The sequence below is a fragment of the Bacillus sp. MC1252 genome (genome assembly GCF_056838025.1).
In genome coordinates this window covers 807,312-820,764 of sequence record NZ_CM166369.1, presented here as the reverse complement: position 1 = coordinate 820,764, position 13,453 = coordinate 807,312, and the positions used below count along the sequence as shown (strand labels likewise).

The 13,453-nt window shown below is 39.6% G+C and carries 13 protein-coding genes, 1 pseudogene and 2 other annotated features; of the genes and pseudogenes, 3 read left to right on the top strand and 11 right to left on the bottom strand.

The window, feature by feature from the left end; all coding sequences use genetic code 11:
- Window positions 1-181: 181 nt before the first annotated feature.
- The 4 genes from thrS to ACYH0L_RS03945 form a co-directional block, all read right to left on the bottom strand.
- A complete protein-coding gene (gene thrS, locus ACYH0L_RS03960; RefSeq protein WP_482354386.1) occupies window positions 182-2,110 on the bottom strand; it encodes a threonine--tRNA ligase in 1,929 nt (642 codons plus the stop codon).
- 51 nt (window positions 2,111-2,161) lie between these two features.
- Window positions 2,162-2,386 (bottom strand) — a binding site (T-box leader).
- A 37-nt stretch (window positions 2,387-2,423) separates the two neighbouring features.
- Window positions 2,424-2,648, bottom strand: a binding site (T-box leader).
- Between the two features lie 74 nt (window positions 2,649-2,722).
- A complete protein-coding gene (locus ACYH0L_RS03955) occupies window positions 2,723-3,910 on the bottom strand; it encodes a DUF1835 domain-containing protein (RefSeq protein WP_482354385.1) in 1,188 nt (395 codons plus the stop codon).
- Window positions 3,911-4,079: 169 nt separating this feature from the next.
- Complete coding sequence (locus ACYH0L_RS03950) at window positions 4,080-4,403, bottom strand: carboxymuconolactone decarboxylase family protein (RefSeq protein ID WP_099727643.1); 324 nt, start codon at window positions 4,401-4,403, stop codon at window positions 4,080-4,082.
- Window positions 4,404-4,429: 26 nt separating this feature from the next.
- Window positions 4,430-4,819, bottom strand: a complete 390-nt coding sequence (locus ACYH0L_RS03945) for a tautomerase family protein (protein ID WP_482354384.1) — start codon at window positions 4,817-4,819, stop codon at window positions 4,430-4,432.
- Between the two features lie 110 nt (window positions 4,820-4,929).
- On the opposite strand from ACYH0L_RS03945, the gene ACYH0L_RS03940 reads away from it, so the two are divergent.
- The gene (locus tag ACYH0L_RS03940) at window positions 4,930-5,814 is read left to right on the top strand and encodes a LysR family transcriptional regulator (RefSeq protein WP_482354383.1); all 885 of its coding nucleotides are present in this window, start codon (window positions 4,930-4,932) and stop codon (window positions 5,812-5,814) included.
- A gap of 111 nt (window positions 5,815-5,925) precedes the next feature.
- Here ACYH0L_RS03940 and ACYH0L_RS03935 read toward each other — a convergent pair whose 3' ends face one another.
- The 5 genes and pseudogenes from ACYH0L_RS03935 to ACYH0L_RS03915 form a co-directional block, all read right to left on the bottom strand.
- Window positions 5,926-6,336 carry a DUF6508 domain-containing protein gene (locus ACYH0L_RS03935; RefSeq protein ID WP_482354382.1) on the bottom strand — a complete coding sequence of 137 codons (411 nt, stop codon included), beginning with the start codon at window positions 6,334-6,336 and terminating at the stop codon, window positions 5,926-5,928.
- A gap of 282 nt (window positions 6,337-6,618) precedes the next feature.
- Window positions 6,619-7,380: a class I SAM-dependent methyltransferase gene (locus ACYH0L_RS03930; RefSeq protein ID WP_482354381.1), complete on the bottom strand. Its 762-nt coding sequence runs from the start codon at window positions 7,378-7,380 to the stop codon at window positions 6,619-6,621.
- 384 nt (window positions 7,381-7,764) lie between these two features.
- Window positions 7,765-7,895 (bottom strand): annotated as a pseudogene (locus tag ACYH0L_RS03925) (peptidoglycan-binding domain-containing protein); the annotation flags it as partial.
- A gap of 3 nt (window positions 7,896-7,898) precedes the next feature.
- Window positions 7,899-9,290: a 23S rRNA (uracil(1939)-C(5))-methyltransferase RlmD gene (gene rlmD, locus ACYH0L_RS03920; protein ID WP_482354478.1), complete on the bottom strand. Its 1,392-nt coding sequence runs from the start codon at window positions 9,288-9,290 to the stop codon at window positions 7,899-7,901.
- A 96-nt stretch (window positions 9,291-9,386) separates the two neighbouring features.
- Window positions 9,387-10,256, bottom strand: coding sequence for a DNA-3-methyladenine glycosylase family protein (locus tag ACYH0L_RS03915; RefSeq protein WP_482354380.1), 870 nt, complete (start codon window positions 10,254-10,256; stop codon window positions 9,387-9,389).
- A gap of 435 nt (window positions 10,257-10,691) precedes the next feature.
- Between ACYH0L_RS03915 and ACYH0L_RS03910 the strand changes: the two genes are divergently transcribed.
- The gene (locus tag ACYH0L_RS03910; RefSeq protein WP_482354379.1) at window positions 10,692-11,198 is read left to right on the top strand and encodes a stress protein; all 507 of its coding nucleotides are present in this window, start codon (window positions 10,692-10,694) and stop codon (window positions 11,196-11,198) included.
- Between the two features lie 132 nt (window positions 11,199-11,330).
- Window positions 11,331-12,290, top strand: coding sequence for a magnesium/cobalt transporter CorA (gene corA / locus ACYH0L_RS03905; RefSeq protein WP_482354378.1), 960 nt, complete (start codon window positions 11,331-11,333; stop codon window positions 12,288-12,290).
- Between the two features lie 34 nt (window positions 12,291-12,324).
- Here corA and pdaA read toward each other — a convergent pair whose 3' ends face one another.
- Together pdaA and ACYH0L_RS03895 are read right to left on the bottom strand one after the other, a co-directional pair.
- Window positions 12,325-13,104, bottom strand: coding sequence for a delta-lactam-biosynthetic de-N-acetylase (gene pdaA, locus ACYH0L_RS03900; RefSeq protein WP_371930236.1), 780 nt, complete (start codon window positions 13,102-13,104; stop codon window positions 12,325-12,327).
- A 114-nt stretch (window positions 13,105-13,218) separates the two neighbouring features.
- On the bottom strand, window positions 13,219-13,410 hold the full coding sequence (locus ACYH0L_RS03895) for an SE1561 family protein (RefSeq protein WP_034323464.1): 192 nt from the start codon (window positions 13,408-13,410) through the stop codon (window positions 13,219-13,221).
- Window positions 13,411-13,453: the final 43 nt, after the last annotated feature.

Here is a 13,453-nt window from a genome sequence, read left to right as displayed (position 1 = left end):
CTCCGTTTCAAATGTTTCTGATGAGCGCTCTATCTATATTACGATTTTATTGAGTAAATGTTTCAATATTTTCCCTTTCATCCGTTTATTCGGTTTTTTAACAAATGAAAATAAGGGTTAAACGCCCATCATTTCAATGAACGCTTAACCCTTCGATCTTCCTTATCAATGGTGAAAAACATCACACTAATTCTTGAGCAATCTTTCTTTGTTTTATTTGTTGAGCTATCGAGCCTTTAAAATCCTCCATAGACATATGCTCTGAAGCCTTTTCTCCATGCCGCCTAATATTTAGCGTTTTTTCTTGCATTTCTTTATCGCCAATCACAGCGATATAAGGCGTTTTTTGCATTTGTGCTTCTCTCATTTTATAGCCGAGTTTTTCATCCCGTTCATCAATTGTGACTCTTATCCCTACACTTTTTAAGTACTGCTGAACCTCCAAGCAGTGATTGAGGTGAACGCTTGAGACAGGTATGATTTGTACTTGTACTGGTGCTAGCCATAATGGAAAGGCTCCTGCAAAGTGCTCGATTAAGATGCCAAGGAAACGATCAAGAGAACCAAAAATGGCACTGTGAATGACAACCGGCCGGACCTTTTCGTTTTTTTCATTGATATATGTTAAGTCAAATTTTTCAGGCATTTGGAAATCAAGTTGAATTGTGGCGCACTGATGGCTCCGCTCTAGTGCATCTTTAATATGAAAATCGATCTTTGGACCATAAAAGGCCCCATCTCCTTCATTTAGCTGGTAGTCGACCTTTAGCTGGTCAAGCACATTCTTTAGGGCTGTTTCAGATAGATGCCAAATTGCATCATCCCCTAATGCTTTTTCTGGACGAGTCGAAAGTTCAACTGAATACTCAAATCCAAAAGTTCGATATACGTGATCAACTAATTGGAAAATCTGTTTGATTTCAGACTCAATTTGATCTTCTCTCAAAAAAATATGGGCATCATCTTGGCAAAATGTCCTGACCCTGAACAATCCATTTAATGCACCGCTATATTCATGACGATGCACCTGACCAAATTCGGCCATCCTGATTGGAAGATCCCTGTATGAATATAAGTTGTTTTTAAACATGAGCATATGCCCTGGACAGTTCATCGGCTTTAAAGCAAAGCTTGTATGGTCTACTTCTGAGAAATACATATTTTCATGATAATGATCCCAATGGCCTGACTGTTCCCAAAGTTCTTGGTTCATCATAAATGGCGTACTCACTTCTTCATATTGTGCTTTACCTCGCACTTCTCTTGAAAAAACCATTAATTCATTTCTGACAATTTGCCCTTTTGGTAAATAAAATGGCATACCTGGAGCTTCTTCAGAGAACATAAATAGAGATAATTGTTTGCCTAATTTTCGGTGATCTCGCTTGTTTGCTTCTTCTATGAAACGAAGATAATCAGCTAGATGTTTTGAATGTTGAAACGCAACACCATACACCCGCTGCAATACATCGTGATTGCGATCCCCTCGCCAATAAGCCCCTGCAACACGTGTTAATTTAAATGCCTTCATATATCCTGTAGATGGCAGATGAGGACCACGGCATAAATCTATAAATTCTCCTTGCTGATAAACCGTGATTGTCTCTTGTTTAGGGAGACCTTTTAAAATATCCAGCTTATATGGGTCATTCGCAAACAACGCTTCAGCTTCTTTGTAAGACACTTCGATTCTTTGGATCAGATGATTTTCGTTCATGATGTTTTCCATCTCTTTTTCAATCGCTGCCAGATCTTCTAAACGTAAAGTTCGATTTAGTTTCATATCATAGTAAAATCCATTTTCGACGACAGGTCCGATCCCAAGTGTTACATCATCATACAACCTTTTCACGGCTTGGGCTAATACGTGTGCAGATGTATGACGTAACACTTCAAGCCCTTCTTCCGAATCGAGTGTCAAAATAGACAGCACTGCATCGCTGTTTAGCTCATAACTTAAATCAACTGTTTGATCATTTACCTTTCCCGCCACTGCTTTCTTTCTTAAACTCGGACTAATATAGGAGGCAATTTCTGCGACAGTCGTACCTGTGGAAAACTCCTTCGCCTTTCCATCCGGAAATTGAATCTTCACCATGTTTTCTCTCATGACTGACACACCTTTCATTTTTTTGAAATAAAAAAACACACCCTTCCCTCATAGAGGGACGAATGTGTAATCCGTGGTTCCACCCAAATTCCCATAATGCATATTCGCTTTATGGCTCTGGTGCCGTAACGTGGCAAAGACGGTATTGGATACTGCAATTTTCCCCAATACAACTCAAAGGTGGTAAGACAACTTTTCTGCGTTAGGAAGATTTCAGCTTTACTTCCCTCTCTGGTAACCGTTAAAAGCTGCTCATGTCCTTTTCAAAGTAATGATGATGTAGGAGTGAACAAAAAAACACACCCATCCCTCATAGAGGGACGAATGTGTGATCCGTGGTTCCACCCAAATTCCCATAATGCGTATTCGCTTTATGGCTCTGGTGCCGTAACGTGGCGTAGACGGTATTGGATACTGCGATTTTCCCCAATACAGCTCAAAGGTGGTAAGACAACTTTCCTGCGTTAGGAAGATTTCAGCGTGACTTCCCTCTCTGGTAACCAGTACAAATTGCTCATGTCCTTTTCTTCGCTTTTAATTTCTTCATATCTTACATGATGATGACTAATCATGTAAAGCTTTATTTTGTGCAGAGCGATTGAAATTCATTCTTTAAATAAAATGTTGAGTGATTTCACTTGGGCTATACTCGACTTGATACGTAGGAGATAATGCACGTTTTACTTCTTCCGTCATGCGCTCTCCTTCTTGATTGAACTTCTTTTCCATTTCTACCCCATCTGGCAGCAAGTCTTCTGTCTCTTCATCAAACCAGCGGCCATACTGTATGGCCCAATTCCAGATTTTCGAGAAGAGCGCATCGCTTAGAGGTACATCATCTCTTTCTAAATGGGATTGACAGTGTCCACATTGAAAAGGTTCACCACCGTAGGTCCCTTCTATTTTCACATAAGGGTGATCCTCAAACTCGCGACAGCACACCCATTTTTTGAAGTGCTGACCGAATTCTGTCAACTTAATCGAATAAAAACGCATTGAAGATCGTTTTCCTATCATGTCAAAAATACCTTGATCAATTAATGTCTTTAGACGATACTCAATAAAGTCATCACCGATATACTGATCTAAATGACCGATGACTTCTCCAATTAAGCGTGGAGTTTTGATGTACTCCCCTTCTGACTCGGACTGCTGAACTCGCTTAGCCATTTTCACTAAATAAGCATCAAATTCATCTTCTGGTACGCTGATCGTTTGTCCTTTTTGCCATATCCGCAGCGTATGATTTTCTTTAGCAAATGAAAGCCATTCGTTTTGTAATCTTTCTCTTTCTTCTTTTGTCATTGTGTGAATATGCTCTTTACTCTCGTACAAAATTTTAAATTTTTCAGATGTGATCTCCCCGGCATGTCGAAGGATCATTATTCTTGTATTTGTATTGAACAGCTGGTCAAAAGCAGTCGTTGTATTGATTAAAGACAATTCTATCCTTTTCTCTTTTAATAAATAGATGGCATAACGTAAACCAATTTGCTCATGTGCATTACTGCCTGTCCAGATGAGTATACGACTGCCATCTTTTATATCTTTTATTTGCTGAAGCATTCTGTGCTGATCGTTGACCATGTCGTCAATATGTCCAAATTCATTTGATATCACCTTACGCAGCCACTCTTTACGCTTCTCCTGTCCTTCATGTTCATGCAAATGCAGAAGAGGTCCAATCGAATAAATGTCATCAAAGGCGATAATATCATCAGCCTGATCTTGCTTCACTTTGCTTAATGCTTGTTTTAAACTACCAGCAGGTGCTGCCCCAAATACGATATGTATCATCATTCGTCTCCATTTATCTTACAGTTTATTTCATCTTGACCTATTCATGGTTCTTGCGTCAATTCTATTGAGTCAATTTCATTCAAAAGTATGACATAGAAGATTTTAAAATCCAATTTATTCGCATAGAAAAAAGCCCTAACTCAAATAAGGGCTCGTTGATTTGATTGTTTTATTTTTCCTCCAACATGTGTTTAGCTGCTTCTAATGCTGAAGCTGCTTTAGGCCATCCGATATAAAAACTAAGGTGTGTGATGACTTCAATCAATTCGTTCTTCGTTACACCATTTTCTTTGGCTAGATGTAAATGGTATTCCAGCTGATTTAGGCTGCCTGCACTTACTAAGGCTGAAACTGTAATCATACTTCGATCTCTTAGCGAAAGTTCCTCTCTTCGCCACAAATCCCCAAAGAGAACTTTTTCGGAGTACTCAACAAATGCTGGAGCAAAATCTCCGAGGGTTAAATTCACAGTTGACTTAATTGGTTGATGCATATCTATTTCCCCTTCCATTCATTTCGTTACTTGATCATTTGAGCAAGTCCTTCTCCAAAGGACCAATTCTCCAAGCCCGTCTCAACCAGCATAATGAATACATTTTCTTTCGGTATATGGAGTTGGCTATATAACTGGTCAGCTATTTCCTTATATAAAGACTGCTTCTGTTCGTAAGTTCTTCCTGAACCACATGTAATATGGATATATAAGAGACGATGATCCCTATCATGACGAAGAAGATAATTGGGGTCATAATAAAATTCTTCTTTCTTATGTGAATGGAACACCTGAAAGTAGTCTTTTTCAGGAACATGAAATTCTTTCATCAGAGCCTTCATGATCGTTTGGCTAACTGAGGCTAAGCTTTCTTTATCGTACTCATCTTCCATATAACTGACTTTTACAAATGGCATGTATGTCAACTCCTCTTTCTGTCTTACTTCATTTTACGTCTCAACACTCGTTTTGTATAATTGAATAATATATAAAATATTATTCATAAAACGAATGGAGATTATTAGAAATGGATTTAAAAGAATTAAAAGCTTTTCAAGCCGTGATTCAAGAAGGGACATTTTCAAAAGCCGCTCAAAAATTGAATTATGCACAGTCGACGATAACGAATCAAATCAAACGATTAGAAAAGGAGTTAGGGTTTCAATTGTTTGTGAGAGGATGGGAGGCTGAATTAACCCCTTCAGGGCAATTGTTTGCCAAAGAGATTGATCAGCTGATTCTCCACTGGAATTTTGTATTAGATCAATCTCAAAAACTCCAAAAAGAAGAAGTCGGAACCTTGAATATAGGTGTCATAGAACCAATTGCTATCTCTATTCTTCCTTCAGTCCTTCAAACCTTCAAAAAGCAAAAACCGAATATCACATGCCACTTTATCATCGGTAATACAGATTCCCTTCACAAACAGCTACTCAAGGGGGAGATCGATTTTGCTATTGCAGGAGAACCGGCGATGAACCCACTTCCGTTTGAGGAATTGTACAAAGAGGAAATGTCTTTTATTATCGCAAAAAAGCAGGCAGATCAAGTTGGAACGATTTCATTGATCAAGGATCTTTATCAACAACCACTGATCATAGGTGGGGAAAGTTGTTTATATCACATGAAGTTACAAAAGGAACTCTCAAGAATAAATATTGAGCCGTTCACTTATACTATCAGCCAGATTTCAGCAATTCCGCCATTTCTAAAGGAATTCCCCTCCGTCGGAGTCGTACTTTCCTCTACACCATTGTCAGACGAGTTTGTGAAAGTTCCAATCGAAATGGAGGACCCTTTTATTCCTATAGGAATCTTATCTCATAAGGAACCTCATCTATTTCTGAAAAACACCAAGCAGCTCTTGCTTGATCTATTTCGTCAAAAAGCTGAGAAGTTAACATGCTCGTGACCTTGTTCGGAAACAGAAGAAATGTTCCAAAAAAACCTAGATTTCATATCATCTAGGTTTTTCATTGTTTCAATCCATTCATGTTCAGTTTTTATCAAACGTACACATCCCTTACTCCAAACAATCCAATCTTTCAAGGCACTTTAATATGGCTCCGCTTTTAAAGAAATTGAAGATGGCACCATCGCAAAACCACTCAGCCATCACAATCCCCATGATGAGAGCCAGTACACACTGCGCATTTAAATCTGATACATCCACATTCCCCAAATCGTTCGTTCCACCTTCAATGCCATTTTCTTTGAGGATTTCTCTGTAGCGGGTAAGCTCCATCTCTTGATGTTGTTCTGCAAAGGTATAGACATCTTCGATAAAGTGACGGACCGTTTCAGAATCATTCACAAAGGGCATCTGGATTGAGTGTTCAGCTGTTCCATCATTTGCTTGATCGATTTCCCATTCTCCGATACGATCCTCCTGAAGCATCGGTTTGTATTTTGTCAGGATCTCGAATTGGCTCATCGTTATCCTCCTATATTTTTTTGGAATGCTTTTAAGCCCAACAATTAGTTACATATAATAAAGGATTCCGTTTGGATCCATGAAAATAAATAAAAGGTTATGGAGAAAAAAGCAGCCTAGCATTTAATTAGTGATTATCTTGAAGGCAGCAGTTAAAAAACTCTCCCGAATGTAGTCAATCCATGACCAGTAAAAGCCCTATGATTTGATAGTGCTGACAGGAGTGGTATTAGTTCAGAATTAGAATGGAGCCTTCAAATATATCGTAGGCCCCATTTCCAACTATATTGCTTTAGCTAAAATAATAAATCGGTGTTGTTTTGCGTCAAAATAACCCTTTTGTTCAATGGTTTTATGAATGGTGTATAATTCATCCTTGAAATTACTTATTTCAAAAACTGGCACTTGCCAAGGAATTGCTTTAAGATAATACACCAATGCTCCAATATCATAAAATCTTAGAATGGGGAACTCTTCGGCACTTTTCAAAACCTCAAAATGATTCTCCTGTATTTCTTTTAAAGCTAGCTTTAAGTTCCAATCAATAAATTCCTCATTTATTGGTTCCCTTAGATGTTCATTAATCTCTATGCAATCGAGTCCACCGACTTGTTGTGTTAGAAAAATACCTTCTTTCGAGATAATTCTTCTCACCTCTTTAGATGAAAATGACTCATGTTGATTGATGATAAGATCAAATTTTCCAGTCTCAAACGGAAGAATTCCATCATTATCAATTTGAACTACCTTAACTCCTAAAGGTGTTAATCGTTCTTTTGCGATAGGTACATTAGGCATGTAACCTTCTGTAGCATAAACTGATGTTGGAAAAGGTCTTAATTTTGATAAAAACTCTCCACCACCTGTACCCATATCTAGTATTGATTTTGCACTTTGAACAAGAGAAATAGCTATACTACCATATGACCATGAAAGCAACTCACTTTTCATTCTTCCAGTTTCAGATATGAATGAGAAATCCCACCCAACAAAAGGTTCATCTGCTTGTTTTATAAATGAAGAAAACTGTTTGTCATTCATCATAATCCCTCCAATAATCATTTTGCAGTTTTAATGATTAAATATTTGGTGGGCCTCTTACGAATGTATAAAGTTGTTATATTTCATGTTCTTTCAGTCTCATATTTAATAACTCCCTGTAAAAGTTGTGTTTAAAGAGTACCTTGCCAAAGACCCTGATTGGCTATTATATGCCTTTTTGGGTTTTTAAAATTTATTTTATATTCATACAGCTGATATTTGAGTGAGACAATAAAAAATGATTTGTTTGAGAATCGAGGGCTCCTGATGGATGTCTCATTATAGAGTACTAAGTACAATGATAGAAGAGAATACGAAATGAGCGCTTAGGAAAAAAATAAAATAGATTGTTAGTTAAAGTAAAACCCCTCCTGTTGGAAGGGTCTTTTATTCATTTAGATAATGTGCCTTTTCTATTGCTGTTTTCGTTTTCGGTCCATCAATTCTGCTGTGTCCATGCATGATTGGAATCGTTTGACCGCATTTGCTGTTTTTGGTTCATCATAGCCGTCAATTCCTTATTATTTAAGGGATAAAGACACCACACACTCCACATGCGCCGTATGCGGAAACATGTCGACTGGCTGCATGTATTCGATCTTGTAGTCTTTTGACATGTATTGCAGGTCTTTTGCTAGTGTGGATGGGTTGCAAGAGACGTATACGAAGCGTTTTGGTTTGACATGTTTGACGGTGTCTAAGAAGGTGCTTTCGCAGCCTGTTCTTGGCGGGTCCACGACGATGACGTCAGGGTGGAAGCCTTCTTTGACCCATTTTGGCAGCCAATGTTCAGCTGTTCCTGTCACATAGGTCGCGTGTTTCATGCCGTGTTTTTTGGCATTTTTTTTGGCATCATCGATCGATTCTTTGATGACATCCATTCCTCTGACTTCTTTTGCGCCATCTGAGAGCCACATGCCGATGGTGCCAACGCCGCAATAGGCATCGACGAGCTTTTCTTTTCCTGTCAGTTTGGCCGCTTTTTTCGCTTCATCGTAAAGCTTTAATGTCTGCTTCGGATTCAATTGGAAGAACGCACGTGCACTTAGTTCAAATGAGACGTCTCCTAAAAATTCTTGGATGACCATGTTGCCTGCTAGATGAGATGTTTTATGCCCGAAGATGACCGACGTTTTTTCGCCATTGATATTGTGCATAATGGACGTCACTTCTGGCAGACGTTTTTGAATGGCTTCGGCAATTTCTTTTTTCTTTGGAAATTCAGGTTTTGATGTGACAAGGACGACCTGCACTTCACCTGTTTCAAAGCCGACTCGCACGACAATCGACCGCACGTCACCTTTTCTTGTCCGTTCATTGTAAACCGATACGCCGAATTTCTCTAAAATTTTGCGGACAACGCCTGTTGTTTTGTTCGTTTTCGGATGCTGCACAATACATTCCTTAATCGGCACAAGCTTATGAGAATTCAGTCCGTAAAGCCCAGCGATGATGTCGCCGCTATGAGACCGCCCTACTTGGAACTGACTTTTGTTCCGGTAGTGCCACGGATCTTCCATGCCGATCGTTGGTCGAATGTCTAGCGTTTCAACCGATAGCTTCGTGTGTCGTTCCATTGATTGAATGACAATATCACGTTTTTCCTTTAGCTGCTGTTCGTACGCCAAATGCTGAAGCTGACAGCCGCCGCACTGCTCGTATACTGGACATGGCGGCTTCACTCGATGCTCCGAGCGTTTTCGCACTTTTCTGACCGTACCTTCTGCATATTTTGCCTGTACATTTGTTGCTTCAACGACCACTTCCTCACCTGGAAGCGCACCCGGGACAAAGACCACTTGCTTTTTAAAATAACCGACCCCTTCACCATTAATACCAAGGCGTTTAATGGTAAGCGGGAACTGCTGCCCCTTTTGCAGAAGGGCCCCTTGCTGTTTTTCTTTCAATTTCATTCTCTCCGTTCTATTTGAACCGTTATAGGTTGTCCTCATTTTATTCCATCTCATTAGTATATCACGACTTGGACAAAGAGAGAAAATGCCTTTCATTTATTTATCTGTCTCAATGCTTCTCCATAAATAAAGGGAAGCGTAGCTTAAATAAGGCGTCCACTCCTTGCTTAAGGCTGCCATCTCCTCTTTTGTCGGTTTTTCAGGCAGGTCAAAGTGCCGTTTGATGGCATTTTGAATACCAATATCTGCTACCGGAAAGAGATTTGGTCTTCCAAGTCCATTCATCAGGACATTTTGAACCGTCCAAGGTCCAATGCCTCTAATCGGAAGCAGACGTTCCTCAATTTCTATATCCGGCAAATCGTGTAATTCCTCTAAACAAAGAGAGCCGCTCACAATTCGCTTTGATACATCAATAACGTATTCTGCCTTCCGCTGACTGAATTGGAGCTTTCTCAGATCGTCTGTTTCAAGCGATGCGATGGTTTCCGGTAAAGGGTCAAACCAAACGCCTTCTATTTGCTCACCGTACGAATGAACAAACCGTTTCGTGAGCTCATAAGCAAACGCTAGATTGAGCTGCTGATGAATGATGCATTTCATCAAACAATGATATAAATGAAAGTCCAGCATGAGCGGTGTTCCGATGTGACGTTCAAAAATAGACGCTAGATTCGTTTGAGAAAAATGGTTATGAACAACGTGTAATTGATGCTCCATGCCAAAAATCCGCTTCACTTCAGAAATGATGGGTTTCTCAGGGCCGTTTGATTGCACCCGGAACGTAGGCGTTTCTTTTGTTCCTGTGGCTTGAACGACTGCCACGTACGGCTTTTGATCCAACCTCATCGGCACTTTGATTTCTCTTTTGTTTAAATCGACTGCCTTTAATGGATCACTTGATAAGCGTCTGAGCACTTGATCAAAGTGATATGGCGGCTCAACCACCAGCTGTTTTTCCCACATGTTTTTCCTCTTCCTTTCTGTAAACACACGCGGATGTGATTGTTTCATTTTGCGTGAATCATTCTCTATATTGAATACTTTTAAATATAAAGAGTACAAGAATTTATCAGTTATATCTTCCTTATTCTTGGTCATTTTCCTTTTGGATTGATGAAAGTTTTAGTCGAATTTAGCTAATATTCGACACGATTATTCAACATTTTAGGATCATTTTCCTTAAATTAGAAATAGAACCTCTGGGTGATATCTTCTATTTCAAAAATATTTGTATAATTATGACATATCAAGGAGGTGAACAAAGGAATTAGCGGATTAGGCAATCATTTGTTTCATCTTGCAGGAACATATTTACCTCATTGATTACCGGCTTCACCTAGTTTCACGTTTTACGAAAAAGAAGACCCAAAAAATTCAAAAACAAAGGAGATCCGACCAATGAAAAAAACTATTCTTTCTGTTGCCCTTGCCACTGCTGTTTCTTCAACACTACCAGTATTCGCTGATGCTGCTGAGCAAAAAGCTGCTCCAGTTTCAACAACTGTTCAGCAAACTGTTTTAAACAAAGTTGCTGAAGGTAAAGCATCGACAAATGCGACAAACGTAAACATTAACTTTGACGTTCTTGGAATTGCAAATGCACTGATCAATGCTGCAAATGCAAACACAAACCGTGAAGGCTTTGTCAAAGGTTTAATGGAGTCTGCTTTCTATGCTGCTGGCGCTAAATACAATGTCATGGTATTTAACTTAAGCCAAGGCTACGAGACTCGTTTTAGCGGAGTCAAAACGTTCGCTACTGTGAAATACGGAAGCATCACTTATGGAGTTTGGGTATTTGAAAATGGATCTTTCACAAATAAAGGTGACGGCGGTTACATCAACTGGGCATTTAGAGGATGGTTTGACCGTAACGGTGGTTTCGTCAACTTCCGTCGTCCTTAATTCTCGCCTTTATCCATCAATCATACACGCACATGGACCGATCTCAATCATGAGATCGGCTTTTTTTGTGGATAAGATGAATAAGTTTGTGCACGCTGCTTCATGATATAATGCAAGTCTGGAGGGGTGTATATGCTGAAAAAACTTGCAGTGACAAAAAACGGAGACTTGATTGAACATGCAACATTGCAGCAGCTTTCAAGCCCCGATACCGCCTGGTATTGGATTGACTTTCATGCGCCAACGGAAAAAGAAGCAGCGCTGCTGAAGGAATTCTTTCAGTTTCATCCGCTTTCAATTGAAGATTGCTTCCATTATTTACAGCGGCCTAAGCTTGATTTTTATGAAGAGTATTTATTTTTCGTTCTTCATGCGCTCAATCAAAAAACACTTCGTTCAGAGGAAGTGGATCTGTTTGTTGGTGAAAGTTATATTGTCACCTTTCACTTAAAGGAAGCACCATACATTGATCGTGTGATTCGAAAGCTAAAAGCATCTGAACACGCACGAAATAGTGGACCTGAGCATCTTGCCTACATGCTGATTGATGATCTGGTTGACGATTATTTCCCGATTATTTATCAAATTGAAGACAGGCTAAATGAGATTGAAGATGAAGAAGGTCATAAAACGTATGGCACTTTAATGAACGAAGTATTCGGGATTCGGTCAGACTTGTTAAAGCTAAGAAGGACAATTATTCCGATGAGAGACCTTTTATACCGTATCGTGAACATGAACATGATGAAAAACGACAAAAATCGCCAAGCCTATTTCAATGACATCTATGATCACCTTCTAAAATTGACAGAGATTGTCGAGTCGAACAGAGACATGACAGCAGATTTAAGAGACAGCTATCAGACGCTGAATTCCAATCGGATGAATGCGATTATGATGACACTGACGATTGTGTCGACTATTTTTATCCCACTGACCTTTATTGTTGGGGTTTACGGGATGAACTTTGATAACATGCCTGAATTGCACTGGAAATACGGCTATTTTGGCGTGCTTATTTTCATGGGTCTGCTCGTCTCGGGTATGCTTTTATGGTTTAAGCATAAAGGGTGGTTCCGGATTTTTAAATAACCAAAAAGCCTGCAGTTCCTCTGCAAGCTTTTTTCTATAGCTGCGGCAGATGCCATACTTTTTCAAGCATGAGATCGTCTAGGCTTTTAAAGGAATACCCCTGTTTTTTAAGAGCTGTGATGGCCTCATCCAGTGCCTCGGCATTGTCTCGTGAGACGGTGTGAAGTAAATAAATCGCACCTGGATGTGCCTGCTTCATCATTTCATCATAGGCATATTGTTTTCCTTTTTGATGATGGATATGCCAATCCACAAAGGCAACTGACCAGAAAACGGTTTGGTAGCCAAGCCTCTTTGTTTCCTTTAATACTCTTTCGCTAAATACCCCGCGCGGCGGACGTAGATAGAGGTTATCTTGTTTTCCCGTAATTTTGTACACCGCTTCATTTACACTGTCTAGCTCTTCTTTAATTTCTTTCGCACTCTTTTTCGTTAAGTCTGGATGGTGATAGGAGTGGTTGCCAATGATATGTCCTTCCTCTGCCATACGTTTCACAAGCTGCGGCTGATCCTTCACGAAGTGCCCTGTCACAAAAAAGGCGCCTGGTACTTGGTGTTTTTTCAGCACGTCTAAAATTTTCGGTGTGTACCCATTTTCATAGCCATTGTCGAATGTGAAGTAAATCTCTTTCTTTTTCGTGTTTCCTAAATAAAAGGCATCATATTTTTTTAGGAGTGTCGTCATTTCCTTTCCAGCATCTGCTGGTTTGTGCTCTTTGCTTTTAGCGAATCCCCAGTGGATGGGCTTATTAGACTCGGCTGCTGCTTCTGACAGAGGCATTGAAACAAAAAGCACACATAAACAGATCAGCATATATTTTTTCATCTACGTCACTTCCCAGTTTTTCTTTTATTGTGCAGAATATGACCGAGACTCATACGTCCATTCACCTGCCAATTTAAAGAAAAAAGCCCGCATCCGCGCGAGCTATTCTTCCTTCCAATCTTTTTTAAACCGTTCATATTTCGCTTCTAGATCGTCAATCATCTGGATCAGTCTGTCTATATCCTCAACGTCTGTTGATTCGGGATCTAATGAATCAATCACATTCATAAACATATCTAATCGGTTCTTTAAATAATCAACCTGCTGCTCTTTGCTGTCTGCTGCCTTGCCCATAGATACACTCCCTTTAGCATTTGTTTATAGCTTATCTTTCTTT

What these genes read in the sequence shown, in the direction of transcription:
- thrS (WP_482354386.1), bottom strand. Translation starts at nt 2,110, where the DNA reads ATGAGAGAAAACATGGTGAAGATTCAATTTCCGGATGGAAAGGCGAAG.
- ACYH0L_RS03955 (WP_482354385.1), bottom strand. Translation starts at nt 3,910, where the DNA reads ATGATGATACATATCGTATTTGGGGCAGCACCTGCTGGTAGTTTAAAA.
- ACYH0L_RS03950 (WP_099727643.1), bottom strand. Translation starts at nt 4,403, where the DNA reads ATGCATCAACCAATTAAGTCAACTGTGAATTTAACCCTCGGAGATTTT.
- ACYH0L_RS03945 (WP_482354384.1), bottom strand. Translation starts at nt 4,819, where the DNA reads ATGCCATTTGTAAAAGTCAGTTATATGGAAGATGAGTACGATAAAGAA.
- ACYH0L_RS03940 (WP_482354383.1), top strand. Translation starts at nt 4,930, where the DNA reads ATGGATTTAAAAGAATTAAAAGCTTTTCAAGCCGTGATTCAAGAAGGG.
- ACYH0L_RS03935 (WP_482354382.1), bottom strand. Translation starts at nt 6,336, where the DNA reads ATGAGCCAATTCGAGATCCTGACAAAATACAAACCGATGCTTCAGGAG.
- ACYH0L_RS03930 (WP_482354381.1), bottom strand. Translation starts at nt 7,380, where the DNA reads ATGATGAATGACAAACAGTTTTCTTCATTTATAAAACAAGCAGATGAA.
- rlmD (WP_482354478.1), bottom strand. Translation starts at nt 9,290, where the DNA reads ATGAAATTGAAAGAAAAACAGCAAGGGGCCCTTCTGCAAAAGGGGCAG.
- ACYH0L_RS03915 (WP_482354380.1), bottom strand. Translation starts at nt 10,256, where the DNA reads ATGTGGGAAAAACAGCTGGTGGTTGAGCCGCCATATCACTTTGATCAA.
- ACYH0L_RS03910 (WP_482354379.1), top strand. Translation starts at nt 10,692, where the DNA reads ATGAAAAAAACTATTCTTTCTGTTGCCCTTGCCACTGCTGTTTCTTCA.
- corA (WP_482354378.1), top strand. Translation starts at nt 11,331, where the DNA reads ATGCTGAAAAAACTTGCAGTGACAAAAAACGGAGACTTGATTGAACAT.
- pdaA (WP_371930236.1), bottom strand. Translation starts at nt 13,104, where the DNA reads ATGCTGATCTGTTTATGTGTGCTTTTTGTTTCAATGCCTCTGTCAGAA.
- ACYH0L_RS03895 (WP_034323464.1), bottom strand. Translation starts at nt 13,410, where the DNA reads ATGGGCAAGGCAGCAGACAGCAAAGAGCAGCAGGTTGATTATTTAAAG.